Genomic DNA, 26,099 nt, shown 5'->3' on the forward strand with positions numbered 1-26,099 from the left:
TCGGTGGTCCCTCGTCGGTGAACACGTCGAAAGCTCGTGTTTCACACCAGCAAACATGTCAACGCCGGAGCAGATCAAGTGGTTCCAGAAGGCGAAGTTTTTTGTTTCCGATGCATCGCGGTGCGATGCCGCTGTTTCCGGTACCGCGGATCGGCTTAGCTTCGCCCCATGCTGTTGCGATTGCGGGACCTGCACAAGAGTTTCACCGGAGCCGAGGGGCCGGTGCCGGTGCTGCGGGGCGTCGATCTCGACCTCGAAGCGGGCGAGAGCCTCGCCCTGACCGGCGAAAGCGGCTCCGGCAAGTCGACGCTGCTGCATCTCGTGGGCGGGCTCGACCGGCCCGATGCGGGCTGCATCGCGCTCGACGGCGCCCGGGTCGAGGCGCTCGACGATTCGGGGTGCGCGGCGCTCAGGCGCGGCACCGTGGGCGTGGTGTTCCAGCAGTTCAACCTGATCCCGTCGCTCAGCGTCGGCGACAACATCGCTTTCCAGGCGCGGCTTGCCGGACGGCATGACGCAAGGCGGGCGATGATGCTGGCCGAGCGGCTCGGCCTCGCGCCGCACCTGTCGAAATACCCCGAACAGCTTTCGGGCGGCCAGCAGCAACGCACCGCGATCGCCCGCACCCTTGCCGCGCGGCCGCGCCTCGTGCTGGCGGACGAACCCACCGGCAATCTCGACGAAACCACCGCCGAGGCGGTGCTGGGCGCGATGCTGGAGCTCGTCTCCGAAACCGGCGCGGCGCTGCTGATGGTCACACATTCCGAGCGTCACGCCGCCCGCATGGGGCGGCGGCTGCACCTGCATGCGGGGCGGATCGCGTGACCCGGACGGTCCTGCGGGCGCTCCTGTCGCATTGGCGCCGCGCGCCGCTGCAACTCTTCACCCTGATCGCCGGTCTGGCGCTGGCGACCGGGCTGTGGTCCGGGGTGCAGGCGATCAATGCCGAGGCCCGCGCGAGCTACGATGCCGCCGCCGCGACGCTGGGCGAGGGGCGCTATGCGCGGATCGTGGCGACGGCGGGGGGCGAGATCGCTCTGGCGGATTACGTGGCGCTGCGCCGCGCCAGCTGGCAGGTGAGCCCGGTGGTACAGGGACGGCTCGGCGGCGCCAAGCTGGTGGGGATCGAGCCGCTGACCGCGCCCGGCGGCATCGGTCCGGCAGCCGAGGACGCCGACATCGCCGCTTTTCTCACCGGCGCCGGGCAGGTCTTCGGCCGGGCCGAGGCGCTGGAAGCGCTGCCGGGGATCGACGCCGAGAAGGTGGTCGCGCCCGACACCGCGCCGGGCACCGTGGTCACCGACGTCTCGGTCGCGCTGCGGCTTCTGGACCGGGCTGGCTTCGACGCGCTGATCGTTGCGCCCGAGCAGCCTCTGGGCCGTCCCGCGCTCGAGGAGATCGCCCCCGATCTGGCGTTGCGCCCGCCACAGGCGGGCTCCGAGGTGGGCCGGCTCACCGACAGCTTCCACCTCAACCTCACCGCCTTCGGCCTGCTGTGCTTCGCGGTCGGCATCTTCATCGTGCATGGCGCGGTCGGGCTCGCCTTCGAGCAGCGTCGCCCGGTGCTGCGCACGATGCGGGCCCTGGGCGTGCCGCTGCGCCGCCTCGTGGCGCTGATGATGGCCGAGCTTCTGGGCTTCGCGCTGATCGCGGGCACGCTTGGGGTGGGGCTGGGCTGGCTGCTGGCGGCACAGCTTCTGCCCGATGTGGCAGCGACGCTGCGCGGGCTTTACGGGGCCGAGGTGGCGGGCGGGCTGCGGCTGCGCCCGGTCTGGTGGCTCTCGGGGCTCGGCATCGCGGTTCTGGGCACCGGCTTCGCCGCCGGGGCGGCGCTGTGGCGGCTGGCGCGAATGCCGCTTCTGGCGGCGGGCGGGCGCCGGGCCTGGGCCATGGCCGATGCGCGCTCCGCCCGATGGCAGGGCGGCGCGGCGCTGGGGCTGATCGGCGTGGCGGTGGGGCTGGCGCTTTGGGGCGAAGGGCTAGTGGCGGGCTTCGGCCTTCTGGGCGCGGGACTCGTCGGCGCGGCGCTGGCCCTGCCGGTGGTGCTGGGCGCGGTTCTGGCCATCGCGGCGCGGCTGGCGCGCGGCCCGCTGGCCCAGTGGTTCTGGGCCGATACGCGCCAGCAGCTTCCGGGGCTGTCGCTGGCGCTGATGGCGCTGCTTCTGGCGATGGCCGCCAATATCGGCGTCTCCACCATGGTCAGCTCGTTCCGTCAGACCTTCACCGGCTTTCTCGATCAGCGCCTCGCGCCGGAGCTCTACATCGAGACCGCCGATGATGATCAGGCCCGCGCGATTGAGGCCTTTCTCGCGCCGCGCGTGCGCTCGGTCCTGCCGCTGGCCTCGGTCGAAACCGAGGTCGCGGGTCTGCCGGTGGAGTTGAACCTCGCGCGGCCGGACCCGACCTATCCGCAGAACTGGCGCTTCCTGCAGGCGGTGGACCGCCCTTGGGAACGGCTCGCCGCGGGTGAGGGGGTGCTGGTCAACGAGCAGCTCGCGCGCCGCGCCGGATTGAGCTTGGGCGATCCGGTCCGGCTCGGGCCGGACACGGTGCTGCCGGTGCTGGGCATCCATGGCGATTACGGCAACCCGGTAGGGCAGGTGATCGTCACCGAGGCCCTGTTCGCCGAGTTGCACCCGGAGGTGGTGCCGCGCCGCTTCGGCCTCAGGCTCGACCCGGACGAGGTGCCGGCGATCCGCGCCGCGCTGGTGGCCGAGGGACTGCCGGAGGGCGCGATCACCGATCAGGCGGCGGTGAAGCGCTTTTCGATGCAGGTGTTCGAGCGCACCTTCGCCGTAACGGCGGCGCTCAACGTGCTGACGCTCGCCGTCGCGGGCTTCGCGATCCTGATGTCGCTGCTGACGCTGGCGGCGCTGCGCCTGCCGCAGCTTGCCCCGGTCTGGGCGCTGGGACTGACGCGGCGGCGGTTGGCGGCGCTTGAGGTGGTCCGCGCGGTGCTGCTGGCGGCGCTGACCGCGTTGATGGCGCTGCCGCTCGGGCTGGCGCTGGCCTGGGTGCTGCTCTCGGTGGTCAATGTCGCGGCCTTCGGCTGGCGGCTGCCGATGTTCCTGTTCCCGTGGGATTATGCGCGGCTCGGGCTGTTCGCACTGGTCGCGGCCGGGCTTGCGGCGCTGTGGCCCGCGATCCGGCTGGCCCGCACGCCGCCCGCCGCGCTGCTGGGGGTCTTCGCCAATGAACGCTAGGGTTCTTCTTCTCATCTGCCTGCCGGGTCTGGCCCAGGCGCAGGGCTTCGCGGGCCTCGGCGGCGAGGCGGGCGGCTTCGCCCTGCCGGACCCCTCCGTCGCCCCGGCGTTTCCCGAGGATCACGGGGCCCATCCCGACTACCGGATCGAGTGGTGGTACGTCACCGCCAACCTGACCGGCCCCGACGGCACGCCCTACGGGCTGCAATGGACCCTGTTCCGCTCGGCGCTGGCCCCGCGCGAGGCCGAGGGTTTCGCCAGCCCGCAGATCTGGCTCGGCCATGCCGCCGTCACCACGCCCGAGCGCCATCTCTTCACCCAGCGGCTGGCGCGGGGCGGCATCGGTCAGGCGGGGGTCGAGGCCGCGCCCTTCGCGGCATGGATCGACGACTGGCGCATGGCGGGGCCGGATTTCGACAATCTCGACCTCGCGGCCAGCGGCCCGGACTTCGGCTATGATCTGTCGATGTCCGCCACCGGGCCCTTGGTCCTGCATGGCGAGGCGGGCTACTCGGTGAAGTCCGGCGAGGGGCAGGCCTCCTATTACTACTCGCAGCCCTTCTTCGCGGTGGAGGGGATGCTGAGGCTGCCCGACGGCCCGGTCGAGGTCGGCGGCCATGCCTGGTTCGACCATGAGTGGTCCTCGCAGCCGCTGTCGGAGCGCCAGACCGGCTGGGACTGGTTCTCGCTGTCCTTCGAGGGCGGTGCCAAGCTGATGGGCTTCCAGCTTCGCGAAAACGATGCGGCAGGCTACAGTTACGCCAGTTGGATCGCGCCGGACGGGACGCTCGCCCCCTATGTGGGCGACTTCGAGGCCGAACCGCTGGAGATGGCGTCGCTCGACGGGGTGGAGGTGCCGGTGCGCTGGGCGGTGCGGTTGTCGCAACGGGAGGTCGCGGTCGAGGTGACGGCGCTGAACCCGGCGGCATGGAACGCGCTGTCGCCCCCTTACTGGGAGGGGCCGGTGACGGTAACGGGGAGCCATGAGGGCAGGGGATATCTGGAGATGACGGGTTATGAGTGACATCACGACGCTTTCGGGGCTGCTCGATCTGGTGCGCGCGCGCATCGGGGCGGGTCTCGTGGACCGCGACGCGGCGGCGCGGCTGCCGGTGCTGGCGACGCGCGACGCGCAGGGCTGGCCCTCGGCGCGCACCATGGTGCTGCGCGGCTTCGACGCGGCCGACTGGACGCTCGACCTGCATTCCGATGCCGACGCCGCCAAGGTGCTGCAGCTGACCGACGGGCCGCGTGCGGCGCTGCATGTCTGGGACGCCGAAGCGTCGTTGCAGGTGCGGATGCGGGCGCATGTCGTGCGGCTGCCGCATGAGGAGGAGAAGACGCTTTGGGAAGAGGTGCCCGAGGAGGCCCGCGCCCGCTACGGCACGGTGCCGCCGCCCGGCACACCGATCGCCTCGGCCGAGGCCTGGCATCCGAACCCGCGCCCGGCCCGCTTCGCGGTGCTGCGCGCGCGGGTGCTTCGGATCGAGGCGCTGCATCTCGGCGAGATCCACCGCCGCGCCCGCTTCGAGCGCGAGGAGGGCTGGCAGGGCAGCTGGCTGGTGCCGTGAGCGCGAGCGGCTCTGGCGCGGAGAAGGGCGGGGCGATAGATCCCCGCGCATGACGCCCCTCATCCCCCTGACCCGCGACCTCGTTCTGATCGGCGGCGGCCACGCCCATGCGCTGGTGCTCAAGCGGTGGGGCATGAACCCGCTGCCGGGCGTGCGCCTGACACTGATCGATCCCGGCCCGCTTACCGCCTATTCCGGCATGCTGCCGGGCTATGTGGCGGGGCATTACGACGCCGACACCCCGCAGATCGATCTGGTGCGGCTGGCGCGCTTCGCGGGGGCGCGGCTGATCCTCGGCCGGGCCGAGGGGCTGGATCTCGCCGCGCGCGAGGTGATCGTCGGCGCGCGGCGCATCGGTTTCGACGCGGCCTCCTTCGATGTCGGCGTGACCAGCCAGATGCCTCAGGTCGCGGGCTTCGCCGAACACGGCGTACCGGCCAAGCCGCTGGGGCGGCTGGCCCGCGACTGGGGCGTCTTTCGGGCGGGCGACGGCCCGGCCCGCGTGGCGGTGATCGGCGGCGGCGTCGCCGGGGCCGAGCTGACCATGGCGGCCGCCTTCGGACTGCGGCACCGCGAGGCGCAGGTGACGGTGATCGACAAGGACCGGTTGCTTTCGGAGACCTCCGACGGCGCCCGCCGCATCGTGCTGGACCGGATGGCGCGGCTCGGCATCGAGGTGGTCGAGAATGCCGGCGTCGCGCGGATCGAAGCCGACCGGGTGCTGCTCGAGGATGGGCGCGAGATCGCCTCCGACTTTACCATCGGCGCCGCCGGGGCACGGCCGCAGGGCTGGCTGGCCGGGACCGGGCTGGCGCTCGATGACGGCTTCATCCAAGTCGCGCCGACGCTGGAGACCAGCGCGGCCGGTGTCTTCGCCGTGGGCGACTGCGCGCATATGGTCCGGACCCCGCGCCCCAAGGCCGGGGTCTATGCGGTGCGGCAGGCGCCGATCCTGCATCACAACCTGCGCGCCGCGCTCTCGGGCGGGACGATGCGCGATTACCGGCCGCAGAAGGACTATCTCAAGCTGGTCTCGCTGGGCGACAAATCCGCGATGGCCGAGAAATGGGGACGCGCCGTGGCGCATCCGGTGCTCTGGCGCTGGAAGGACCGGATCGACCGCAAGTTCATGAACAAGCTGTCCGAATTGCCGGAGATGGCCGCGACGAAGCTGCCCGATCCCTTGGCCGAAGGGGTGGTCGAGGCGCTCGGGGACAAGCCGATGTGCGGCGGCTGCGGTGCCAAGGTCGGGCGCGGCGCGCTGCGCGAGGCGCTGGCCGGTCTGCCCATGCGCGCCCGCGAGGACGTGCTGCCACTGCCCGGCGACGATGCCGGGCTGATCGTCACCGGCGGCGCCAAGCAGGTGATCTCGACCGACCACCTGCGCGCCATGGTCGAGGATTCCGACCTGATGACCCGGATCGCGGCGATCCACGCGCTGGGCGATGTCTGGGCCATGGCCGCGAAGCCGCAGGCCGCGACGGTGAGCCTGATCCTGCCGCGCATGAGCGCCGAGATGCAGCGCCGCACCATGGCCGAGATCATGGCCGCGGCGCGCGAGGTGATGGATGCGGCCGGCGCGCATATCCTCGGCGGCCACAGCTCGCTCGGCTCGGAGCTGACCGTGGGCTTTACCGTCACCGGCCTCTGCGAGGGCGAGCCGGTGACGCTGGCGGGCGCGCGGCCCGGCGCGGCGCTGATCCTCACCAAGCCGGTGGGATCGGGCACCATCATGGCCGCCGAGATGGCGCGGGCGGCTCCGGGGCGGGTCGTGGCCGGGGCATGGGAGACGATGCTGCAGCCGCAGGGCCGGGCCTCGGCGATCCTCGCAGGGGCGCAGGCGATGACCGACGTGACCGGCTTCGGCCTCGCCGGCCATCTCTCGGGGATCTGCGAGGCGAGCGGCTGCGGCGCCGAGCTGCGCGTCGCCGATGTGCCGCTGATGGAGGGGGCACTGGAACTGGCCGAAACGGGCACGCGCTCGACGCTCTTCGCCGACAACATGGCCGGGGCGGGGGCGGTCATCATCGGCGCGGGCGGGCCGCGCGCCGACCTGATGTTCGACCCGCAGACAGCCGGGGGGCTGCTCGCCGCCGTCGATGCGGCGCAGGCTGAGCGGCTGCTCGCCGAGCTGCGCGCGGCGGGATACCCGGCGGCGCTGATCGGGCGGATGACCGAAGATGTGGGGCTGCGGCTGGTCTGATCCGATGCGGCGACCTGCCCTGCGGGGTGCATGGGGTAGCCGTCGGATTGCGTATTTGCAGAACAAAGTTGCCCATGGCGCGCGACCCGGCTTGCGCAGGCGCCGTCCCCGGCGTAATCCCGCGCGCCATGTTCACCGTCGCCGCCCTCTATCATTTCGCGCCCCTCTCGGACGCGCCCGAGCGCCGCGAGGCGCTGCTCGAATTCTGCGCCGCGCGCGGGATCATCGGCACGCTGATCCTCGCGGCCGAGGGGATCAACGGTACCGTCGCCGCTCCGGACCGTGCCGCGATTCTCGACCTGATCGCGCATCTGCGTGGCTGGCCGGGATTCGCGGGACTCGAATGGAAGGAGAGCGACGCCGAGATCGCCCCCTTCCGCCGTCTCAAGGTTCGGCTGAAGCGAGAGATCGTCACCATGGGCCAGCCCGGCGTCGACCCGCTGGGGCAGGTCGGCACCCATGTCGATCCCGCCGAGTGGAACGCCCTGATCTCCGCCCCCGATGTCGCGGTGATCGACACGCGCAACGGCTACGAGGTCGCGGTGGGCAGCTTCGAGGGGGCGGTGGAGCCGGGCACCGCGAGCTTTCGCGAGTTTCCCGACTGGTGGGAGGCCAACCGCGAGGCGCTCGCGGGCAAGCGCATCGCCATGTTCTGCACCGGCGGCATACGCTGCGAGAAATCGACCTCGTTTCTCAAGGCGCAGGGGGTGGAGGACGTGTTCCACCTCAAGGGCGGCATCCTGAAATACCTCGAAGAGGTGCCCGCCGGGCAGAGCCTGTGGCGCGGCGAATGCTTCGTCTTCGACGAGCGCGTCGCGGTGGGCCACGGGCTGGCACCCGGCTCCCACGTGTTGTGCCGCGCCTGCCGGATGCCGGTCTCGCCGCGGGCGATGCGGGACCCGGCCTATGTGGAGGGCATCTCCTGCCCCGGCTGCATCGACGAGCGAAGCGATGCCGACCGTGCCCGCTATGCCGAGCGGCAGCGGCAATTGCACCGCTGATCCCCCTATACCTCCAACCGCCGCGACGTTAAGCAGGCGGTATGGATGCTGTCGTCATGTATCTGCGCGGCCTCGTGCCGGGGCGCCGCGCCGTCTTCGCCTTGGCCATCGGTGCGTTGTCGGGCTGGCTCGCGAGTCTCGCGGGCATGCCGCTGCCCTGGATGCTCGGGCCGATGATCGGCAACACGCTGGCGGCGGTTCTGTCGCTGCCGGTGCGGGGGCCGGATCGGCTGCGGCCCTTCGTGATCCCGGTGATCGGCGTGATGCTCGGCTCGGCGATGCGGCCCGAGATGTTCGCCGCCGCCTCGCGCTATGCCGCGAGCTTCGCGCTCCTGCTGCCGTTCCTCGCGCTGACGGCGCTGGCTTCTTATGCCGTCTATCGCCGGATCGGGCGCTACGACCCGGTCACCGCCTTCTTCTCGGCGATGCCGGGCGGGCTCAACGACATGCTGATCCTCGGCGGCGCGGCGGGCGGCAACGAGAAGCGGATCGCGCTGGCCCATGCCGCGCGGGTGCTGCTCGTCATCCTTTTCGTGGTGCTGTTCTATGGCTACGCGCTCGATGTCAGCTCGGGCGAGGTGGCGCGTGGCACCGCCGCCTCGGCGCTGTCGCCGCTCGACTGGGCGCTTCTGGGGGCCGCGGCCGTGGCCGGGGTGCCGCTGGGCAAGTCACTGCGGCTGCCGGCGCCGCAGATCACCGGGCCGATGCTGCTGAGCGGGGCGCTGCATCTCGCCGGGCTCGTCACCGTGGCTCCGCCGGGATTCCTGATCGTGGTGGCGCAGCTGGTGATCGGCACGGTGATCGGCTGCCGCTTCATCGGGGTCGGCGCCCGCCAGATCGGCCGCGACCTGTCGCTGGGGGCGCTGTCATCGGTGGTGATGATCGGTGTCGCGGTGATCTTCGCCTGGGGGCTGAGCGCGATCACCGGGCTGCCGCTGTCGCTCAGCTTTCTGGGCTACTCGCCGGGCGGGCTCACCGAGATGAGCCTGCTGGCGTTGGCGATGGGCCAGGACGTCGCCTATGTCTCGGTCCTGCATCTGGTGCGGATCATGCTGGTGATCTTCGCCGCGCAGCCGATGTTCCGGCTGACGCGGCCCAGATCGGAGAGGGATCAGACCGGGGCGAAATCGCCGCGATCGGAATCGTAGCATTCGAGCCCGCCCGCGCCGATGTCGGTCCAGAGCCCGTGCAGCGTCAGCTTGCCCTGCTCGACCGCCGCCTTCACGTAGGGAAAGCTCATCAGGTTCTCGAGCGAAACCAGCACCGCCTGCTTTTCCAGCGCCGCGACGCGTTCGGCCTCGGTGCCCTCGGGCAGCCGCGCATAGCCGGGGCGCAGCAGGTCCATCCAGCGGCCCACGAAGCTCGACTTCTCTTCCAGGGCCGGGGCGTGGCCCTCGCACATGTCGAAGCAGCCGCGCACGCCACCGCAGCTCGAATGGCCGATCACGATGAGATGCGGCACCTTGAGCGCCGTCACCGCGTATTCGATCGCGGCCGAGGTGCCGTGCTGATTGCCGTCGGGGGCATAGGGCGGCACGAGGTTGGCGATGTTGCGGTGAATGAAGAACTCGCCCGGATCGGCACCGAAGATCGAGGTGACGTGCACCCGGCTGTCGCAACACGAGATCACCATGGCGCGCGGATGCTGGCCGTCATCGGCGAGCTTGCGGTACCAGGCGCTGTTCTCGGCATAGGCGGTCGCCTTCCAGCCGTGGTAGCGCTTCGTGAGGTAATCGGGGAGGGGTCTGGCGATGATCATCAGCGTCTCCATGCGTCGTTCCGTTGCAAATAGGCGGAATTGAGCTTGGATTCGAGACATATCTCGCGGTCCGGGCAACGCTTTCCACATTGGGTGGCGTCAGACTCGACGCATGAGAGACGCCGACCGATCCCTTGATGCGCCATGCGCGCTTGCGCCGCGCCTGCCGCTGCCGGAGCCACCGCCCGAGGCGCTGATGCGGGCGCGACGGCTGGGCACGACGGGATCGGGCCGGCGGCGCGGGCCATCGCCGGCGCTCGACCTGTCGGTGCGGCTGAGCCGGATCGAGGCGCAGCTCGCCGCTTGCGCCTTCGGTCGGCTGCGCATCGAGGCGCGGGGGCTGCACCGGCTGGCGCTGCGGCTCGGTCTGTCCGAAATGGCCCGCGTCGCGGCCAGTGTCGAGGATTGCGCCGCCTCCGGCGACGCGGCGGCGCTCGGGGCGGTGGTGGCGCGGCTGTGGCGCATCGGTGCCGGGGCGCTGGCGGCGCTGCGCCGCCCGGGCTGAGGCGCGATCCCGGTTGCGGCTGCGGCAGGGCGGGCTAGTCTCGCCCCGACACCGCCGCCAAAGCCGCCCAAGGAGCAGGCCCATGCCCATGCCCGATTTCGCCGCCCCCGACTCGTCCGCCCTGCCGCTGCGCCTCGTGACGCCCGAGGGACTGGACGCGGCACTGGCCGATCTGCCCGAGACCGCGCGCGGCTGGGCCGTGGCGCAGGGCTTCGGCGCAGGGGCGGGCGCGGTGCTGCCGCTGCCCGACGCCGCGGGCGGGCTGTGGGGCGCGCTGGTGGGCCTGGGCGACGACAAGGCACGGGCGCGGGGCCGCTTCGTCGCGGCGGGCGCCGCCTCGAAATTGCCCGAGGGGACCTATGCCCTCGACGCCGCCACCGACCCCGATCTTGCCCGGGAGACCGCCCTGGGATGGCTCTTGGAGAGCTACCGCTTCGACCGCTATGCCAAGCAGGCCGCGCCGAAGGCACGGCTGGTGGCGCCGAAGGGCGTCGATGCGGAGCGGCTGCGTGCCATCGCGGCGGGCGAGGTGCTGACCCGCGACCTGATCAACACCCCCGCTTCGGATATGGGCCCGGCCGAGCTGCAGGCCGCCGCCGCCGCTCTGGCGGAGCGCTTTGGCGCGCGGATGGCGGTGACCACCGGCGAGGAGCTTCTTGCGCGCAACCTGCCGCTGATCCACGCCGTGGGCCGGGCCGCCGCCGCCGATCGCGCGCCCCGGTTGATCGACATGCGCTGGGGCGAGAGCGGCCCGACGCTGACGCTGGTCGGCAAGGGGGTCTGCTTCGACACCGGTGGGCTCAATCTCAAGCCGGGCAGCTCCATGGGGCTGATGAAAAAGGACATGGGCGGCGCCGCCACCGTGCTGGGCCTCGCGCGGATGATCATGGCGCTGGGGCTGAAGCTGCGGCTGCGCGTGCTGATCCCGGCGGTCGAGAATTCGGTCTCGGCCGATGCCTTCCGCCCGGGGGATATCCTTGCCTCGCGCAAGGGCCTCAGCGTCGAGATCAACAACACCGATGCCGAGGGGCGGCTGGTGCTGGCCGATGCGCTGGCCATGGGGGCAGAGGAGAGTCCCGATCTGATGATCTCGATGGCGACGCTCACCGGCGCGGCGCGGGTCGCGGTCGGCCCCGATCTCGCGCCGTTCTATACCGATGCGGATGCCGACGCGGCGGCGATCTCGCGCGGCGCGGCGAAGGCGGCCGACCCGGTCTGGCGGATGCCGTTCCACGCTCCCTACGAGGCGATGATCGAGCCCGGTATCGCCGATCTCGACAACGCGCCCTCGGGCGGCATGGCGGGCTCGATCACCGCCGCGCTGTTCCTGCGCCGCTTCGCCGAACCGGTGCGCTATGCGCATTTCGATATCTACGGCTGGAACCCCAAACCGGCCCCGGCGCGGCCCAAGGGCGGCGTCGGCATGGGCGCGCGGGCGCTGCTCGAGGCGATGCCCGATCTCCTCGGGCTGGAATGAGCGCCATGGATCGCCGACTGACCCCGGCCAATGGCCGCGTCGCGGCGCTGGAGCTGGCGGGCAAGATCGAGGCCGAGCGCTATGTCCCGGCCGAGGGGGCGCGGGTGACGCGTCCGGTGCTCGACCTGCTGGCCGCACCCGGCGGCGCCCGCGAGCGCCAGTTGCTGCTGGGCGAGGGCGTCGAGATCTTCGAGCGGCGCGATGGCTGGGCCTTCATCCGCGCCGGGCGCGATGGCTATTGCGGCTATGTCGAGGAGCCGGGCCTCGGCGCGCCCCGCGCGGCGACCCATATCGTCGCGACACCGGCCACCCATCTCTATGCCGAGGAGAGCATCAAGTCGCCCGACCTCGCGCATCTGAGCTTCGGCAGCCGGGTCACCGTGCTGCACGAGCGGCGCGAGCTGTTCGAGACGCCGGAGGGCTTCATCCCCAAGAAGCACCTGCGCGAAATCGATCGGCCCTTCTCCGACCCTGTGACGGTGGCGCAGATGTTCTTCGGCACACCCTATCTCTGGGGCGGCAATTCGCGGCTGGGCATCGATTGCTCGGGGCTGGTGCAGGCGGCGCTACTGGCCTGCGGCGTGGCCTGCCCCGGTGACAGCGACCTGCAGCAGGCGCTGGGCCGTGACGCCGAAGGCGAGGCGCCGCAGCGCGGCGACCTGTGGTTCTGGAAGGGGCACGTGGCGCTGATGGTGGATGCCGAGACGATCATCCATGCCAATGGCCATGCCATGGCGGTGACCTATGAGGGTGCGACCAAGGCCGCGCTTCGGATCGAGGCGCAGGGCGGCGGACCGGTGACGCATCGCCGCAGGCTCTGAGGGCTATTCGATCACCCGGAAGCGGCGCGCGTCGAAGACTTTGAGCACCTGGGCCAGCTCGTCGCCCCGGCGCAACACTTGCCCCTCGGGGCCAAGCACCGAGAACTGTCCCTGCCGGTGCCGCAGCTTCGGACGTTTCTCGATGCGGTAGAGCGGCGTCTCGGCGGTGCGGCGAAACACCGAGAACACCGCCATCTCGCGCAGGGAGGAGATCGCGTAGTCGCGCCATTCGCCCGCCGCGACCATGCGCCCGTATACGGAGAGAATGGGCCCCAGCTCGGTCCGGTGAAAGGCGACCTGTTCTGGCAGGCGGCCGGGAAACGGCGTGGGGGGCTGAAGCGTCATGCCCTCAGAGTTACGCGGGCGGGGCCTCTTTTCAAGCCCGGCCGCCGTCACGGGAGGCTGCGCCATGCGAATGCCGCGAAATCACCCTTCCCTTGGCCACCGCGCACCCCACCCGTGCCGCGGATCATCGGCACAAAGGGTTCAGCGGCAGGCCAACCGTCCCTTCGTGGCGATAATAGCCCCCACCTGACCCGCGATGGGGCGGGGCCTGTTTGCAAATCCGACACGGCCCGGGGGCGGCAACCTTGCCTCCGGGCCGTCCTCGTCTCCGGCGCGGGGCGAGCCAAGCCACGGCCATTCAGCCGCAATAGACCCGGGCGATCCGCTCCAGGGCGTCGATCTCGAAATTGATCCGGTCGGGGCGGAAATCCATCGTCACCACGTCCCCGGGCCGGATGATCCGCACCGGACCGAGGATCAACTCGCGCTCGAGCGCGGTGACCGGCGCACCGACAAGTCTCTGACGCTCGGCCGCGCCGCAGGCGCCGGGCTCCGCCGCAGGCGGGGACGGGACCGGCTCGGGCGCCGGAGGATAGGCCGCGCAGGCCGCGAGGAGCAGGGGCAGGATCAGGTATCGCATGGGGCCGAGCCTGACCCGGCGCACGGTCCCGCGCAAGAGGCTGCGGCATTGATCTCGGCCGCGCTTTCCGCGACCTTGACGCGCGAAGCGCGTCGCCTCCCCGGCGCGTGCCAACACGGAGGTCATCCCATGCGCACACGTGCCGCAGTCGCCACCCAGGCCGGTAAGCCGCTCGAGATCATGGAGGTCAATCTCGAAGGCCCCAAGGCGGGAGAGGTCCTCGTCGAGATCAAGGCCACGGGCATCTGCCATACCGATGAATTCACCCTGTCGGGTGCCGATCCCGAGGGGCTGTTTCCGGCGATCCTCGGGCATGAGGGCGCGGGCGTGGTGGTCGAGGTCGGCGAAGGCGTGACCTCGCTCAAGCCCGGCGATCACGTGATCCCGCTCTACACCCCCGAATGCCGGCAATGCCCGTCCTGCCTGAGCCAGAAGACCAACCTGTGCACCTCGATCCGCGGCACCCAGGGGCAAGGCCTCATGCCCGACGGCACCTCGCGCTTCTCGACCCTCGATGGCGACCCGATCCTGCACTACATGGGCTGCTCGACCTTCTCGAACCACACCGTGCTGCCCGAGATCGCGCTCGCCAAGGTGCGCGAGGACGCGCCCTTCGACAAGATCTGCTACATCGGCTGCGGTGTCACCACCGGCGTCGGTGCGGTAATCAACACCGCGCAGGTCGAGATGGGCTCCACGGCGGTGGTGTTCGGGCTGGGCGGCATCGGCCTCAACGTGATTCAGGGGCTGCGGCTTGCCGGCGCCGACATGATCATCGGCGTCGATCTCAACAACGACAAGAAGGAATGGGGCGAGCGCTTCGGCATGACCCATTTCGTGAACCCCAAGGAGATCGACGGCGACATCGTCCCGCATCTGGTCAACATGACCAAACGGCGTGGCGACCTGATCGGCGGCGCGGACTACACCTTCGACTGCACCGGCAACGTCACGGTGATGCGGCAGGCGCTGGAATCGGCGCATCGCGGCTGGGGCGTCTCGGTGGTGATCGGCGTGGCGCCGGCGGGGGCCGAGATCTCGACCCGGCCGTTCCAGCTGGTCACCGGCCGCACCTGGAAGGGCACCGCCTTCGGCGGCGCGCGCGGCCGCACCGACGTGCCGAAGATCGTCGACTGGTACATGGAAGGGAAGATCGAGATCGACCCGATGATCACCCATCAGCTGAAGCTCGACGAGATCAACAAGGGCTTCGACCTGATGCATGCGGGTGAAAGCATCCGCTCGGTCGTGGTCTACTGAGACAAGGATCTTCGAAGATCCTTGCCAAAACTCTTGCAAGAGTTTTGCCCCCGCCCGGCTTGACGCCGCGGGGCGGGGGCGCGATGGGCGAGTGAAACCCAGGAGGACCAGATGCCCGAGACCCGCCCGCTCTATGCCGTGCTGATCGACGCCGATAACATCCCGGCGCGCTTCGCCAAGCCGATCCTCAAGGAGATCACCTCCTTCGGCGAGCCGGCGCTGCGGCGGGTCTATGGCGACTGGTCGGCCGAGCGGCTGCGCGGTTGGGCCGATAATGTCCGGGCGCTCGGGCTCGTGGCGCATCAGGAAACCGCCAATACCAAGGGCAAGAACGCCTCCGATATCGGCCTGGTGATCGATGCCATGGACATCTTGCATACGGGCCGCTTCGACGGTTTCGTGCTGGTATCCTCGGACAGCGATTTCACCGCCCTGGCCAACCGTATCCGCGAGCAGGGGCTCGACGTGATCGGCATTGGCGAGGCCAAGGCGCCCGAGAGCCTGCGCAACGTCTGCAACCGCTTCGTGCTGATCGAGAACATCGTGGACGAACCGGTGGCCACCAAGCCCGACGCCGCGACGGGCGAGACGCCGGCCGCACCGGCGGGCAAGAAGTCGCCGCTCGAGGCGGTGCCGCTGATCCTGCGGGCGATGGACAAGATCGAGCAGGATGACGACGAGTGGTACCCGCTCGGGCCGATCGGCCAGTACATCACCGCCGACAATCCGGATTTCGACGTGCGCAGCTACGGCAAGCGCAAGCTGTCCGAGCTGGTGCAGGAGCTCAAGCGCTTCGAGACCCGCAAGCAGGGCAACCAGCTGCAGGTGCGGCGCAAGGACTAGGCGCCGTAGCGGGCCAGAAAGGTATCGACCGCGCCATCGGCGACGCGGTCGCACTCCTCGGTGGTGAACTGGTCGGTGACGCTGAAGATCGCCCGGTAGAACAGGTCGGCCCGGCACAGCTCGTGGAACTGGTCGGCCGCCAGTTCGAAATCCTCGATCACCAGTTCGCCGCGCTCCACCGCCTCGCGGAAGTACTCCACGAGCAGCGCACGGCCCATCTCCGGGCCGCTGCGATAGAAGGCGCGACCGATATCGGGAAAACGCGCGCTTTCGGCGACGAAGACGCGGAAGACCCGCAGCCCGAAATCGGAAGTGTAGAAGGCGATCATCCGCCGCGCCGTCATGCGCAGCACCTTGTCCGGCGGGCCCGAACCCTTGACCTCGGACAGCGCATTGTCGGCATGGCGCCGGCACTCGTTGCGGGTCACTTCCAGGAACAGCAGCCGCTTGTCGGGGAAATAGCTGTAGAGCGTCGCCTTCGAGACGCCCGCCGCGCGGGCGATGTCATCGACGCTGGCGCCTTCGAAACCTTCCCCGAGAAACACCTCGCGTGCCCCTTCCAGCACCTGGTCGTATTTGCGGCCCTTGCGGATCTCTTGCGCCTCGGCGGTCATCTCGTCTCCTGTGGATCGTCGACAGCATAGGCATCCCGTCGAGCGACGGCCAGCCATGCCGTGACGCCGGGTTGCGTCACCCGGATGCAGCGGTAGATTGGAATCGTTCTAAAGAAGGTGCGGTCATGATTCCCGGATTCTCCTCCCGACGCCGATTCAACGATCTCAGCGAACAGGAGATCCTCGCGCTGGCGATCTCCTCCGAGGAGGACGACGCACGGATCTACAGGCTCTATGCCGAGCGGCTGCGCACCGGCTACCCGGCCACGGCCGCGGTGTTCGACGGCATGGCCGAGGAGGAGGATGATCACCGGCGCCAGCTGATCGCGCTGCACCGTGACCGTTTCGGCGAGGTGATCCCGCTTTTGCGCCGCGAGCACGTGGCGGGGTTCCACGCCCGCCGTCCGGTCTGGCTGGTCGAGAATCTCGGGCTCGAGACGATCCGCGCCCAAGCGGCCGAGATGGAGCGCGAGGCCGGGGCCTTCTACGCGCGCGCCGCCGCCCATGCGCGCGACGCCGCGACCCGTACGCTTCTGGGTGATCTCGCCGCCGCCGAGGCGGGGCACCAGAACACCGCGCAGACGCTGGCGGCGGAGCATTTGCACCACGAGGCCCGCGCCGACGAGGACCACGCGGCGCGGCGGCAGTTCGTACTGACCTACGTGCAGCCGGGGCTGGCGGGGCTGATGGATGGCTCGGTCTCGACCCTGGCGCCGATCTTCGCCACCGCCTTTGCCACCCAGGACACCCACACCACTTTCCTCGTCGGGCTCGCCGCCAGCGTCGGCGCGGGCATCTCGATGGGCTTCACCGAAGCCGCCTCGGATGACGGGCAGCTTTCCGGGCGCGGCTCGCCGGTCAAGCGCGGCCTCGCCACGGGGATCATGACCACGATCGGCGGGTTGGGGCACGCGCTGCCCTACCTGATCCCGCATTTCTGGACCGCGACGATCACAGCCATCGTGATCGTCTTCGTCGAGCTCTGGGCCATCGCCTGGATCCAGAGCCGCTACATGGACACGCCGTTCTTCCGCGCCGCCTTTCAGGTGGTGCTGGGCGGTTCGCTGGTCTTCGCGGCGGGGGTGCTGATCGGCGGCGGCTGAGGCGGGTTGCGCCCGGCAGGGGCATTGGAGAGACTGCCCACTCGCAAGGGGAGGGCGCGATGAGCTTCGAGACGACGAATTACAGGCCCACGCCATTGCCGGACCGACGCGAGATGACCGACGCGGCGATGGTCGAGGCCGCCCGCACGCATTTCGACGCGATGGCGACCCGCCACAGCGTGCGCGAATTCTGCGACCGCCCCGTGCCGCGCGAGGTGATCGAGACGGCGATCGCCACGGCCGGGCGCGCGCCATCGGGCGCGAACCAGCAGCCTTGGCATTTCGTCGCGATCTCGGACCCGGACATGAAGGCCCGGATCCGCGCCGCGGCCGAGGAGGAGGAGCGGGCCTTTTACGGTGGCGGCGCGCCCGACGAGTGGATCGCCGCGCTGGAGCCGATCGGCACCGGGGCCTCGAAGCCGCATCTCGAGGTGGCGCCCTGGCTGATCGTGGTCTTCGCGCAGCGCTGGGGCACCCGGCCCGACGGCTCGCGCTACAAGCACTACTACGTGCCCGAGAGCGTCGGCCTCGCCACCGGCTTCCTGATCGGCGCGCTGCATCTTTCGGGGCTCTCGGTACTCACCCACACGCCGAGCCCGATGAAATTCCTCACAGAGCTATGCGACCGCCCGGTGGCCGAAAAGCCGGTGATGATCCTCGCGGTGGGCCACCCCGCCGAAGACGCCACCGTGCCGGCGGCGGCATTGAACAAGAAACCGCTCGAAGAGATCCTGACGGTGATCGGGGCGCAGACGGAGACGACATGAAGACGATCAGCGAGAACACCTGCTTCGGCGGCGTGCAGGGGGTCTATTCCCATGCCAGCGAGGCGACCGGCACCGAGATGACCTTCGGGCTGTTCCTGCCGAGCGAGGCGCAGGAAGGCCCGGTGCCGGTGCTGTGGTTCCTGTCGGGTCTCACCTGCACCCACGAGAACGCGATGACCAAGTCGGGCGCGCAGCGTTGGGCCGCCGAGCAGGGCATTGCGCTGGTGTTTCCCGACACCTCGCCGCGCGGAGCGGGCGTGGCCGACGACGACGGCTTCGACATGGGGCAGGGGGCGGGGTTCTACCTCAACGCCACCGAGGACCCTTGGGCCGAGCATTACCAGATGTGGGATTACGTGACCGAGGAGCTGCCCGGCCTGCTGGAGGGACAGTTCGCCATCGACGAGGGCCGCCAGTCGATCACCGGTCATTCGATGGGCGGGCATGGCGCGCTGACCATGGCGATGCGGTTGCCGGGACGCTACCGCTCGGTCTCGGCCTTCGCGCCGATCTGCCACCCGACGCAGAGCGAGTGGGGACGGCGGCAGTTCGCGGCCTATCTCGGCGCGGACGAGGCCACATGGGCGCGCCACGACGCGACGCTCCTGATGACCAAGACCGGCTTCGATGGGCCGTTGCTGATCGACACCGGCACCGCCGACCAGTTCGGCGACAAGCTCGGCACCGAGCATTTCGCCCGCGCCATGGCCGAGCGGCGTCAGCCCGGCACGCTGCGCCTTCAGCGCGGCTACGACCACAGCTATTTCTTCGTGTCGTCCTTCATCGAGGACCACGTCGACTTCCACGCCGCGGCGCTGTGGTCATGATCTATGTCGATGCCGATGCCTGCCCGGTGAAGGCCGAATGCGAGACGGTGGGCACCCGCCACAAGATGAAGGTGGCGATCGTTTCCAATGGCGGGCTGCGCCCGTCGCAGAACCCCTATGTCGAGACGGTGATCGTGCCCGAGGGGCCGGACGTGGCCGACATGTGGATCGCCGATCGTGCCAAGGCGGGGGACGTGGTCATCACCAACGACATCCCGCTTGCCGCGAAATGCGTCGAGGCGGGGGCGCAGGTGCTCAGGCACAATGGCGAGCCGCTGACGCAGGCCAATATCGGCAACGTGCTGGCGACGCGCGACCTGATGGCCGATATCCGCGCCGCCGATCCGTTCCGACAGGGCGGCGGCAAGGGATTCACCAAGGCGGACCGCTCGCGGTTCCTCGACGCGCTGGAACGGGCCCTGCGCAAGGCCAAGACGGAAGGGACGGGATCGTGAATATCGAGGCGGTGGTCTTCGACATCGGCAACGTGCTGATCGAGTGGAACCCCGAGCGGGTCTATGATGCGGTGATCGGACCCGAGCGCCGGGCCGAGCTGTTCGGCGCAGTCGACCTGCACGGGATGAACGAGCGCGTCGATCTGGGCGAGAGCTTTCACGGGCAGGTAAGTGCCCTGGCCCGGGCGCATCCCGCGCGCGCGGCCGAGATCATGCTGTGGCACGACCGCTGGATCGAGATGGCGAGCCCGGAGATCCCGCGCTCGGGGCGGCTGCTCAGGGCGCTGAAGGCACGTGGCGTGCCGGTCTTCGCGCTGTCGAATTTCGGGGTCGAGACCTTCGAGATCGCCCGTGCCCATTACCCAGTCTTCGCCGAGTTCGATGCGCTCTTCGTCTCGGGGCATCTGCGCATGGCCAAGCCCGACGCGCCGATCTACGAGCGGCTGGAGCGCGACACCGGCGTGGCGCCGGAGCGGCTCCTGTTCACCGACGACCGCGCCGACAACATCGCGGCTGCCCATGCGCGCGGCTGGCAGACCCATCATTTCACCGGACCCGAGGGGCTGGCCAAAAGGCTGGTGGCCGAGGGGCTGCTGAGCGAAGCGGAGGCCGCATGACCGAGATCGTCCCACCCGAGGCCGAGGCCAGGCTGAACTGGATCGCCATGGCCCGCGCGATCGAGGCGGGGCACGAACTGCCGCCCGCTCAGGTCACCGACACCTTCCTCTACCGGGGCGAGGATACGCTTCTGAACCGCTCCGCCTGGATCGAGGGGCTGGGGATCGCGGTGAAGGTCGCGACGATCTTTCCGGGCAATGACGGCCCCAGCATCAATGGCGCGGTGAACCTGCTTTCGGATAGGGACGGCACTCTGGAGGCGGTGGTGGACTTCCACCTCGTCACCAAGTGGAAGACCGCCGCCGACAGCCTGCTAGGTGCGATGAAACTCGCGCGCCCCGACAGCCGCGAGATCCTGATCGTCGGGGCCGGCAATGTCGCCTCGTCGCTGCGCGAGGCTTATGGCGCGGCCTTTCCCGACGCGCGCTTCACGGTCTGGAACCGCTCGCGCGAGGGGGCGGAGCGGCTGAAGGCGAAACACCCCGACATCACCGTAGCCGAGGATCTGGAAGCGGCAGTGGGTCGCGCCGACATCGTCACCTGCGCGACCATGGCGAAGGCGCCGGTGGTACGGGGCGACTGGCTGCGCCCCGGCACGCATCTCGACCTGATCGGCGCCTTCACGCCCCAGATGCGCGAGACCGACGACCGGGCGTTGCAGCGGGCACGGATCTTCGTCGATGCGCGCGCCACCACGCTCGATCATATCGGCGAGTTGAAGATCCCGCTGGAGGCGGGGGCGATCGCGCGCGAGGACGTGGTGGCGGAGTTCTCGGAGCCCGAGCGGTTCCGGCGCGAAAGCGAGGAGGAGATCACGCTGTTCAAGAATGGCGGCGGCGCGCATCTCGACCTGATGGTGGCGCGGCACATCCTCGAGCGCTGGCGGTCGGCCTGAGCCGGGCTCTGAAGGCGGGAGAACGACAGGTAACGAGATCGCCCCGGCGCCCGTATGAGCGATCGGGGCCCGGGATGGCCTCGTCCTAGTCGGCCAGCCCCGGCTCGTCCAGAAGCGTCCGGCCCGCGCGGTCCTCGACCTCGATCACCCACAGATCGGGGTCGAAGCGTTTCTGCTTCTCGATGCTGGCATCGACCTCCGGCTCAGGCCCTTCGGCCAACACGATCCAGGCCCGCGCCCCGGTCATCAGGTCGAGGCTGCGCTGATGGAGCCGCGCCTGCCCGTCGAGCGTATTGGACTTGATCAGTACCGCGCCCGCCGTCTCGTCGCCCTTGGCGGTGACGAAGGCGGGGATGTCGTGCAGCCTGAGACGGGCCAGATAGGCGGAGACCCAGATGCCCGAGGCAAGCCGCGGCTCAGCCATTCCCATCGCGGAAATCGAGGCCCATCTCGGAATAGCGTTCCTTTTCCTCGAGCCAGTTCGGTCGCACCTTCACCTGCAGGAACAGGTGCACCTTGCGCCCGAGAAACTCCGCCAGCTCCTCGCGCGCGGCCTTGGAGACGGCCTTGATCGTCTCGCCGCCCTTGCCCAGAACGATACCCTTGTGGCCCTCGCGGGCGACATAGATCATCTGGTCGATGCGGGCCGAGCCGTCCTCACGCTCCTGCCAGCTCTCGGTTTCGACCGTCAGCTCGTAGGGCAGCTCCTGATGCAGCCTGAGCGTCAGCTTCTCGCGCGTCATCTCGGCGGCGATCATCCGCAGCGGCAGGTCGGCAAGCTGGTCCTCGGGATAAAGCCAGGGGCTTTCGGGCATTTCGGCGCCGAGCCATTCCTTCAGGTCGGCGGCACCGTGGCCGCGCTCGGCCGAGATCATGAAGGTCTTCACGAAGGGATGCGCGGCGTTGCAGTCCTGCGCGAGCTTCAGCAGCGCCTCGGATTTCACCTTGTCGATCTTGTTGATGGCGAGCGCCACCGGCTTGCGACCGAGCCGCTCGGGCAGGGAGTCGAGGATTGCCCTCACGCCGTCGGTGATGCCGCGATGCGCCTCGATCAGCAGAACCACCATGTCGGCATCGGCGACACCGCTCCAGGCGGCGGCGACCATCGCGCGGTCGAGCCTGCGGCGCGGCCGGAACAGCCCCGGCGTGTCGACGAAGACGATCTGCGAGCGCCCCTCCATCGCGACGCCGCGGATGCGGGCGCGGGTGGTCTGCACCTTGTGGGTGACGATCGACACCTTGGCACCGACCATGCGGTTCAGCAGGGTCGACTTGCCGGCGTTCGGCTCGCCGATCAGCGCTACGTAACCGGCGCGGGTCGGGCCATCCTCGCCATGCTGGTCGCTGCCGATCGGCGCGCCTGACAGGTCATTCTCGTGCAGCGCCTCGGGGCCTGCGCCCTGAGCGGCGCCCGGGGTGTCGTCGCCTTCCGGCGTCTGGTCGTGCTCGCTCATTCGCTCACCCGTTTCAAAAGCGCGGCCGCGGCCGCCTGTTCCGCCTGCCGTTTCGACCCCGCGGTGGCGCTCTCCGCGGCGCCGGAGGCCAGCCTGACCTCGATCGTGAAGACCGGCGCGTGGTCCGGTCCCTCGCGGTCGGTCTCCGCATAGGCAGGGGGCGGCTCGCCGCGCGCCTGCGCCCATTCCTGAAGCGCGGTCTTGGGATCGCGCGCATCTTCCTCGACCCGGTTCACCCGGTCGCCCCAGAGCCCGCGCACCACCCGCTTGGCCGCCTCGAAGCCCGCATCGAGATAGACCGCGGCGATCACCGCCTCCATCGCATCGGCGAGCAGCGCCTCCTTGCGGCGGCCGCCGGACTTCATCTCGGAGCGTCCCAGCCGCAGCACCGCGCCGATCTCGATCTCGCGGGCCACCTCGGCGCAGGTCTCGCGGCGCACCAGCGCGTTGAAGCGCGGCGCGATCTGGCCCTCGGTGGCGTTCCGATCCGCCTCGAGCAGCGCCTCGGCCATCACCAGGCCCAGCACCCGGTCGCCCAGGAATTCGAGCCGCTGGTTGTCATCGCGCATAGGCCCGGAGATCGAGCCATGGGTGACGGCGCGCGACAGCAGCTCGGGCCGCGAAAACTCGTGCCCCAGCCGGGCCGCGAAGGCACGGAGTTCGGCCGAAAGCTTCACTCGACCGCCTTGAAGAAGCGGTCGGAGCGCCAGGTCCAGAAGGCCAGCATCGAGCGGCCCGCCGAGGAGAACATGATCCGGTCGGCCCGGCCCACGAGATCCTCGAAGGGCACGAAGCCCACGCCGCGCGCGTTCTGCGGCACCCGGCTGTCGGTCGAGTTGTCGCGGTTGTCGCCCATGAAGAACAGATGCCCCTCGGGAACGGTGTAGACGCCGGTATTGTCCGACGACTGCGTGGTAATGTCGAGGACGTCATGGCTGCGCCCGTTGGGCAGCGTCTCGGTATAGCGGGTCTTCTCGCAGGTGGCTCCCATGCCGACGGCGCCGTTGCGGCAGCGCGGCAGCAAGCCCTGCGGCCCCTGCCGTTCCATCACCTCGGTAAAGGTGCCGGCAGGCTCGAGGCCCACCGCCTCGTCATTGATGAAGAGCCGCCCGTCGCGGACCTGAATCCGGTCGCCGGGCAGGCCGATGGCGCGCTTGATGAAATCCTCTCCGGTCACGGGGTGGCGGAACACCACCACGTCGCCGCGCTCGGGGTATTCGCCCCAAAGCCGGTCGTTGTCGCCCTTGGCCCAGCCGCAGACATCCTCGGCCGAGATGTCGATGCCGATCGAATCCAGCCGTACCGAGGGGCAGGAGGCGTAGGAGTAGCCATAGGCCATCTTGTTGACGAAGAGGAAATCGCCGATCAGCAGCGTGTCCTTCATCGAGCCCGAGGGAATCCAGAACGGCTGGAAGAACAGGGTGCGGAAGATGCCCGCGATCAGCAGCGCCCAGAACACCGTCTTGACGGTTTCCCACACGCTGTGGACGAAGCCCTGCTTCTCGGTATCGGATCTGCTGGCCATGCGATGGGTCCCTCGGGGTTTCGGGGCTACATGCGGGGGGCGGGGGGATTAGTCAAGGAAACCGCCAGAGGCGCCATCTAGCGCGCGCGAAACCGCAAGGCCAGCCCCAGCGCCGCCAGCGCGATGATGAGCGTGATCGCGGCACCCGCGACGAAGGCCGCGCCGACGGACACCGCCTCGGCCAGCGCCGCACCGAGGAACGGCGCGATCAGCAGCGCCGCCATGTTCGCCGCTTCCGACAGCGCCGAGACCCGGCCGACCCCGCCCGCACCGGCCCCCGACTGGATCAGCGCCCTGTAGGGTACGAGCGCCAGCGCCGACACCACGCCCGCGAGCGCGAACAGGGCCAGAAGTAGCGGTAGCGGCGCGAGCCAGTCCGCGATCTCGGCCAGGCCGATGCCGCCGAGAATCAGCGCCGAGGCGAGATTGCCCGCCGCGACGGTGCCGAAGGCACCGGATATGCCGCGTGTGCCGCCCAGGAGCAGCCCGCCCAGAACGCCACCGGTCCCGAGGGCGGCAAGGCACAGGCCAAGCGCCGTCGCGTCCTGCCCCAGCGCCTCGATCAACGGCGCGATCAGCGTGTCGTAGAAGAACATCGCGAAAAAGCCGAGCGCCATCAGCGTGATCGCGGCACCCAGCACCGGGCTCTGGCGTACCAGCCGCATCCCTTCGGCGATGTCGTGCAGGATCGGGCGCGGCGCGCGGGCCGGGCCCGGACGCTCGAACGGATCGAGACGCGACAGCACCACGCCCGCCAGCACCGAGACGGCGGCGTTGAAGGCGAAGACCCCTTGCGGGTCGAGAAAGGCCAGCATCGCGCCGCCCAGCGCAGGGGCGGCGATCTTGCTCGACTGATTGATCGAATGGCTGAGCCCGTTGGCAAAGACCAGATCGGCCTCCATGGTGCGAGCCTGAAGCGCCGCCTGCTTGGCGGGCGAAAAGAAGGCGTCGGCGCAACCGCGCGCGAAGATGATGGTGACGAGCACCTGCCAGTTCGGCGCGAGGATCAGCGCGGCCGTCGCCACCGCGCGGCCGATATTGGACCAGACCAGCACCCGGTTCAGATCGAGCCGGTCGACCAGCGCGCCGGCGAAGAGACCGACCGTCAGATAGGGCAGGCCCAGCCCCACCGCGAGCCACGCATAGGCATGGGTGGGCGCGGACCAGGTGAAGGTCAGAAGCGCGGTCACGGCCACGAAATCGAGCCAGTCGGCGAAATCCGCGGGTAGCTGCGCCAAGAGAAGCGGTCCGAGACCGCGATTGCCCCCGATCCGTCTGCGCGTCGCCGCGAGCATCAATGGCCTGCGAGGGGCCGTGCCTCGATCACCACGAAAGCCTGGGCCCAGGGGTGGTCGTCGGTCAGCGTGACATGGATGATCGCCTCGTGGCCCACGGGGGTCATCGCGTCGAGCCGTTCCCGGGCCCAGCCCGTCACCTCCATCACCGGCTGGCCGGTGCGAAGGTTCGACACCGCCATGTCCTTCCAGGCGATGCCCATGCGCAGGCCGGTGCCCAGCGCCTTGGAACAGGCCTCCTTGGCGGCCCAGCGCTTGGCATAGGTGCCGGCCACGTCGCGGCGGCGCTCGGCCTTGGCCTGTTCGACCGGGGTGAAGACACGATTGCGGAAGCGGTCGCCATGGCGTTCGAGGACGCCGGCGATGCGGTCGATATTCGCGAGGTCGGTGCCGATGCCCAGTATCATGGGCCTTGGGTAGCCGATGCCGGGAGGGCGGGCAATCTGTGTGGGGATCGGGGCCGGCGACGAAAAAGCGCCGCCCCCGGGGGGGACGGCGCCTTCGGAACCGAAAGGGCGGTGGATCAGGCCGCGTGGCGCATCTTCTCGGAGCGCGCCTCGCTCAGCGCCTTTTCAACATCGGCACGCTGGGTGGCGAGGAAGGACCATTCCGGCTTGCCGGCGGTGGCCTCGATCGCCTCATCATAGAGCTTCAGGAGCTGCTCTTCGCCATTGATGATCTCGTCATAGACCGCCTCGTCGTCGCCGGTCAGCGAATCCTTGAGAGACAGCCAGCCACGATGCGCCGCGGCGGCGGTGGAGCCGCTCTCGCTCACCTCGACGCCCTCGGCGCCAAGCTGGCGATGGATCACGGTGTGGAATTGCTCGCGCTCGGCGATGCGGCGGTCGAAGAAGCCGACGAAGCCGCGCTCGTCCTTCACTTCCTCGCGCGAGTGCTTGTAGCCGTCGCGGCTGTCGATGACGCGGGTGTGCAGTTTCTTGAGAGTGTCGAGATGGTCGGCCATGATGTCCTCCATGT

29 protein-coding genes are annotated in these 26,099 nt (G+C 69.8%); 18 read left to right on the forward strand and 11 right to left on the reverse strand.

Annotation, left to right across the window (positions count from 1 at the left end; genetic code table 11):
- Positions 1 to 168: 168 nt before the first annotated feature.
- From O4G76_RS00340 to O4G76_RS00370, 7 genes are all read left to right on the forward strand, one after another.
- Positions 169 to 825 carry an ABC transporter ATP-binding protein gene (locus tag O4G76_RS00340; protein WP_269395478.1) on the forward strand — a complete coding sequence of 219 codons (657 nt, stop codon included), beginning with the start codon at positions 169 to 171 and terminating at the stop codon, positions 823 to 825.
- Complete coding sequence (locus O4G76_RS00345; RefSeq protein WP_269395479.1) at positions 822 to 3,203, forward strand: FtsX-like permease family protein; 2,382 nt, start codon at positions 822 to 824, stop codon at positions 3,201 to 3,203. Before O4G76_RS00340 ends, O4G76_RS00345 begins: the two co-directional genes overlap by 4 nt.
- Positions 3,193 to 4,227, forward strand: coding sequence for a lipocalin-like domain-containing protein (locus O4G76_RS00350; RefSeq protein ID WP_269395480.1), 1,035 nt, complete (start codon positions 3,193 to 3,195; stop codon positions 4,225 to 4,227). Before O4G76_RS00345 ends, O4G76_RS00350 begins: the two co-directional genes overlap by 11 nt.
- Complete coding sequence (locus tag O4G76_RS00355; protein ID WP_269395481.1) at positions 4,220 to 4,774, forward strand: pyridoxamine 5'-phosphate oxidase family protein; 555 nt, start codon at positions 4,220 to 4,222, stop codon at positions 4,772 to 4,774. Before O4G76_RS00350 ends, O4G76_RS00355 begins: the two co-directional genes overlap by 8 nt.
- 49 nt (positions 4,775 to 4,823) lie before the next feature.
- Positions 4,824 to 6,977, forward strand: coding sequence for a selenide, water dikinase SelD (selD, locus tag O4G76_RS00360; RefSeq protein WP_269395482.1), 2,154 nt, complete (start codon positions 4,824 to 4,826; stop codon positions 6,975 to 6,977).
- Positions 6,978 to 7,105: 128 nt separating this feature from the next.
- Complete coding sequence (locus O4G76_RS00365; RefSeq protein ID WP_269395483.1) at positions 7,106 to 7,978, forward strand: rhodanese-related sulfurtransferase; 873 nt, start codon at positions 7,106 to 7,108, stop codon at positions 7,976 to 7,978.
- Between the two features lie 41 nt (positions 7,979 to 8,019).
- Positions 8,020 to 9,126, forward strand: a complete 1,107-nt coding sequence (locus tag O4G76_RS00370; RefSeq protein WP_269395484.1) for an AbrB family transcriptional regulator — start codon at positions 8,020 to 8,022, stop codon at positions 9,124 to 9,126.
- Here the strand turns inward: O4G76_RS00370 and O4G76_RS00375 are convergent.
- Positions 9,090 to 9,749, reverse strand: coding sequence for a carbonic anhydrase (locus O4G76_RS00375; RefSeq protein WP_373568000.1), 660 nt, complete (start codon positions 9,747 to 9,749; stop codon positions 9,090 to 9,092). The genes O4G76_RS00370 and O4G76_RS00375 overlap by 37 nt on opposite strands.
- A gap of 100 nt (positions 9,750 to 9,849) precedes the next feature.
- On the opposite strand from O4G76_RS00375, the gene O4G76_RS00380 reads away from it, so the two are divergent.
- From O4G76_RS00380 to O4G76_RS00390, 3 genes are all read left to right on the forward strand, one after another.
- The gene (locus tag O4G76_RS00380) at positions 9,850 to 10,242 is read left to right on the forward strand and encodes a hypothetical protein (protein WP_269395485.1); all 393 of its coding nucleotides are present in this window, start codon (positions 9,850 to 9,852) and stop codon (positions 10,240 to 10,242) included.
- A gap of 82 nt (positions 10,243 to 10,324) precedes the next feature.
- The gene (locus O4G76_RS00385; RefSeq protein WP_269395486.1) at positions 10,325 to 11,719 is read left to right on the forward strand and encodes a M17 family metallopeptidase; all 1,395 of its coding nucleotides are present in this window, start codon (positions 10,325 to 10,327) and stop codon (positions 11,717 to 11,719) included.
- Between the two features lie 5 nt (positions 11,720 to 11,724).
- Positions 11,725 to 12,540 (forward strand): NlpC/P60 family protein, encoded by an 816-nt coding sequence (locus O4G76_RS00390; RefSeq protein ID WP_269395487.1) that lies wholly within the window; start codon positions 11,725 to 11,727, stop codon positions 12,538 to 12,540.
- 3 nt (positions 12,541 to 12,543) lie between these two features.
- Here the strand turns inward: O4G76_RS00390 and O4G76_RS00395 are convergent, their stop codons facing one another.
- The gene (locus O4G76_RS00395) at positions 12,544 to 12,885 is read right to left on the reverse strand and encodes a DUF2794 domain-containing protein (protein WP_269395488.1); all 342 of its coding nucleotides are present in this window, start codon (positions 12,883 to 12,885) and stop codon (positions 12,544 to 12,546) included.
- 298 nt (positions 12,886 to 13,183) lie between these two features.
- Entirely contained in the window at positions 13,184 to 13,465 is a 282-nt protein-coding gene (locus tag O4G76_RS00400; RefSeq protein ID WP_269395489.1) for an I78 family peptidase inhibitor, read from the reverse strand.
- 129 nt (positions 13,466 to 13,594) lie between these two features.
- Between O4G76_RS00400 and O4G76_RS00405 the strand changes: the two genes are divergently transcribed.
- Both O4G76_RS00405 and O4G76_RS00410 read left to right on the forward strand, forming a co-directional pair.
- On the forward strand, positions 13,595 to 14,725 hold the full coding sequence (locus tag O4G76_RS00405) for an S-(hydroxymethyl)glutathione dehydrogenase/class III alcohol dehydrogenase (protein ID WP_269395490.1): 1,131 nt from the start codon (positions 13,595 to 13,597) through the stop codon (positions 14,723 to 14,725).
- Positions 14,726 to 14,836: 111 nt separating this feature from the next.
- Positions 14,837 to 15,568 carry an NYN domain-containing protein gene (locus O4G76_RS00410; RefSeq protein WP_269395491.1) on the forward strand — a complete coding sequence of 244 codons (732 nt, stop codon included), beginning with the start codon at positions 14,837 to 14,839 and terminating at the stop codon, positions 15,566 to 15,568.
- On the opposite strand, the gene O4G76_RS00415 is transcribed toward O4G76_RS00410, so the two are convergent.
- Positions 15,565 to 16,182: a TetR/AcrR family transcriptional regulator gene (locus O4G76_RS00415; RefSeq protein WP_269395492.1), complete on the reverse strand. Its 618-nt coding sequence runs from the start codon at positions 16,180 to 16,182 to the stop codon at positions 15,565 to 15,567. The two genes, O4G76_RS00410 and O4G76_RS00415, sit on opposite strands and share 4 nt — an antisense overlap.
- A 125-nt stretch (positions 16,183 to 16,307) precedes the next feature.
- Between O4G76_RS00415 and mbfA the strand changes: the two genes are divergently transcribed.
- The 6 genes from mbfA to O4G76_RS00445 are packed head-to-tail and all read left to right on the forward strand — an operon-like array spanning position 16,308 to position 20,847.
- Entirely contained in the window at positions 16,308 to 17,285 is a 978-nt protein-coding gene (mbfA, locus tag O4G76_RS00420; RefSeq protein ID WP_269395493.1) for an iron exporter MbfA, read from the forward strand.
- Between the two features lie 59 nt (positions 17,286 to 17,344).
- A complete protein-coding gene (locus O4G76_RS00425; RefSeq protein ID WP_269395494.1) occupies positions 17,345 to 18,052 on the forward strand; it encodes a nitroreductase family protein in 708 nt (235 codons plus the stop codon).
- Entirely contained in the window at positions 18,049 to 18,879 is an 831-nt protein-coding gene (fghA, locus tag O4G76_RS00430; RefSeq protein WP_269395495.1) for an S-formylglutathione hydrolase, read from the forward strand. The genes O4G76_RS00425 and fghA overlap by 4 nt, the downstream gene beginning before the upstream one ends.
- The gene (locus tag O4G76_RS00435; protein WP_269395496.1) at positions 18,876 to 19,334 is read left to right on the forward strand and encodes a YaiI/YqxD family protein; all 459 of its coding nucleotides are present in this window, start codon (positions 18,876 to 18,878) and stop codon (positions 19,332 to 19,334) included. Before fghA ends, O4G76_RS00435 begins: the two co-directional genes overlap by 4 nt.
- Positions 19,331 to 19,951, forward strand: coding sequence for an HAD family phosphatase (locus O4G76_RS00440; protein WP_269395497.1), 621 nt, complete (start codon positions 19,331 to 19,333; stop codon positions 19,949 to 19,951). The genes O4G76_RS00435 and O4G76_RS00440 overlap by 4 nt, the downstream gene beginning before the upstream one ends.
- The gene (locus O4G76_RS00445; protein WP_269395498.1) at positions 19,948 to 20,847 is read left to right on the forward strand and encodes an ornithine cyclodeaminase family protein; all 900 of its coding nucleotides are present in this window, start codon (positions 19,948 to 19,950) and stop codon (positions 20,845 to 20,847) included. Before O4G76_RS00440 ends, O4G76_RS00445 begins: the two co-directional genes overlap by 4 nt.
- An 85-nt stretch (positions 20,848 to 20,932) precedes the next feature.
- On the opposite strand, the gene O4G76_RS00450 is transcribed toward O4G76_RS00445, so the two are convergent.
- The 7 genes from O4G76_RS00450 to O4G76_RS00480 all read right to left on the reverse strand — a co-directional run bounded on the left by O4G76_RS00450 (position 20,933) and on the right by O4G76_RS00480 (position 26,085).
- On the reverse strand, positions 20,933 to 21,271 hold the full coding sequence (locus O4G76_RS00450; protein WP_269395499.1) for a DUF1491 family protein: 339 nt from the start codon (positions 21,269 to 21,271) through the stop codon (positions 20,933 to 20,935).
- Complete coding sequence (gene era / locus O4G76_RS00455; RefSeq protein ID WP_269395500.1) at positions 21,264 to 22,301, reverse strand: GTPase Era; 1,038 nt, start codon at positions 22,299 to 22,301, stop codon at positions 21,264 to 21,266. Before era ends, O4G76_RS00450 begins: the two co-directional genes overlap by 8 nt.
- Positions 22,298 to 22,978, reverse strand: a complete 681-nt coding sequence (rnc, locus tag O4G76_RS00460; protein WP_269395501.1) for a ribonuclease III — start codon at positions 22,976 to 22,978, stop codon at positions 22,298 to 22,300. The genes era and rnc overlap by 4 nt, the downstream gene beginning before the upstream one ends.
- On the reverse strand, positions 22,975 to 23,826 hold the full coding sequence (lepB, locus tag O4G76_RS00465; protein ID WP_269395502.1) for a signal peptidase I: 852 nt from the start codon (positions 23,824 to 23,826) through the stop codon (positions 22,975 to 22,977). Before lepB ends, rnc begins: the two co-directional genes overlap by 4 nt.
- Positions 23,827 to 23,903: 77 nt before the next feature.
- Positions 23,904 to 25,064 (reverse strand): MFS transporter, encoded by a 1,161-nt coding sequence (locus O4G76_RS00470; protein ID WP_269395503.1) that lies wholly within the window; start codon positions 25,062 to 25,064, stop codon positions 23,904 to 23,906.
- A gap of 56 nt (positions 25,065 to 25,120) precedes the next feature.
- On the reverse strand, positions 25,121 to 25,528 hold the full coding sequence (gene acpS, locus O4G76_RS00475) for a holo-ACP synthase (RefSeq protein WP_085895068.1): 408 nt from the start codon (positions 25,526 to 25,528) through the stop codon (positions 25,121 to 25,123).
- Between the two features lie 116 nt (positions 25,529 to 25,644).
- Positions 25,645 to 26,085 (reverse strand): PA2169 family four-helix-bundle protein, encoded by a 441-nt coding sequence (locus tag O4G76_RS00480; protein ID WP_269395504.1) that lies wholly within the window; start codon positions 26,083 to 26,085, stop codon positions 25,645 to 25,647.
- Between the last annotated feature and the right edge of the window lie 14 nt (positions 26,086 to 26,099).

It is taken from the genome of Limimaricola sp. G21655-S1, assembly GCF_027213785.1.
Classification (GTDB): Bacteria; Pseudomonadota; Alphaproteobacteria; order Rhodobacterales; family Rhodobacteraceae; genus Limimaricola.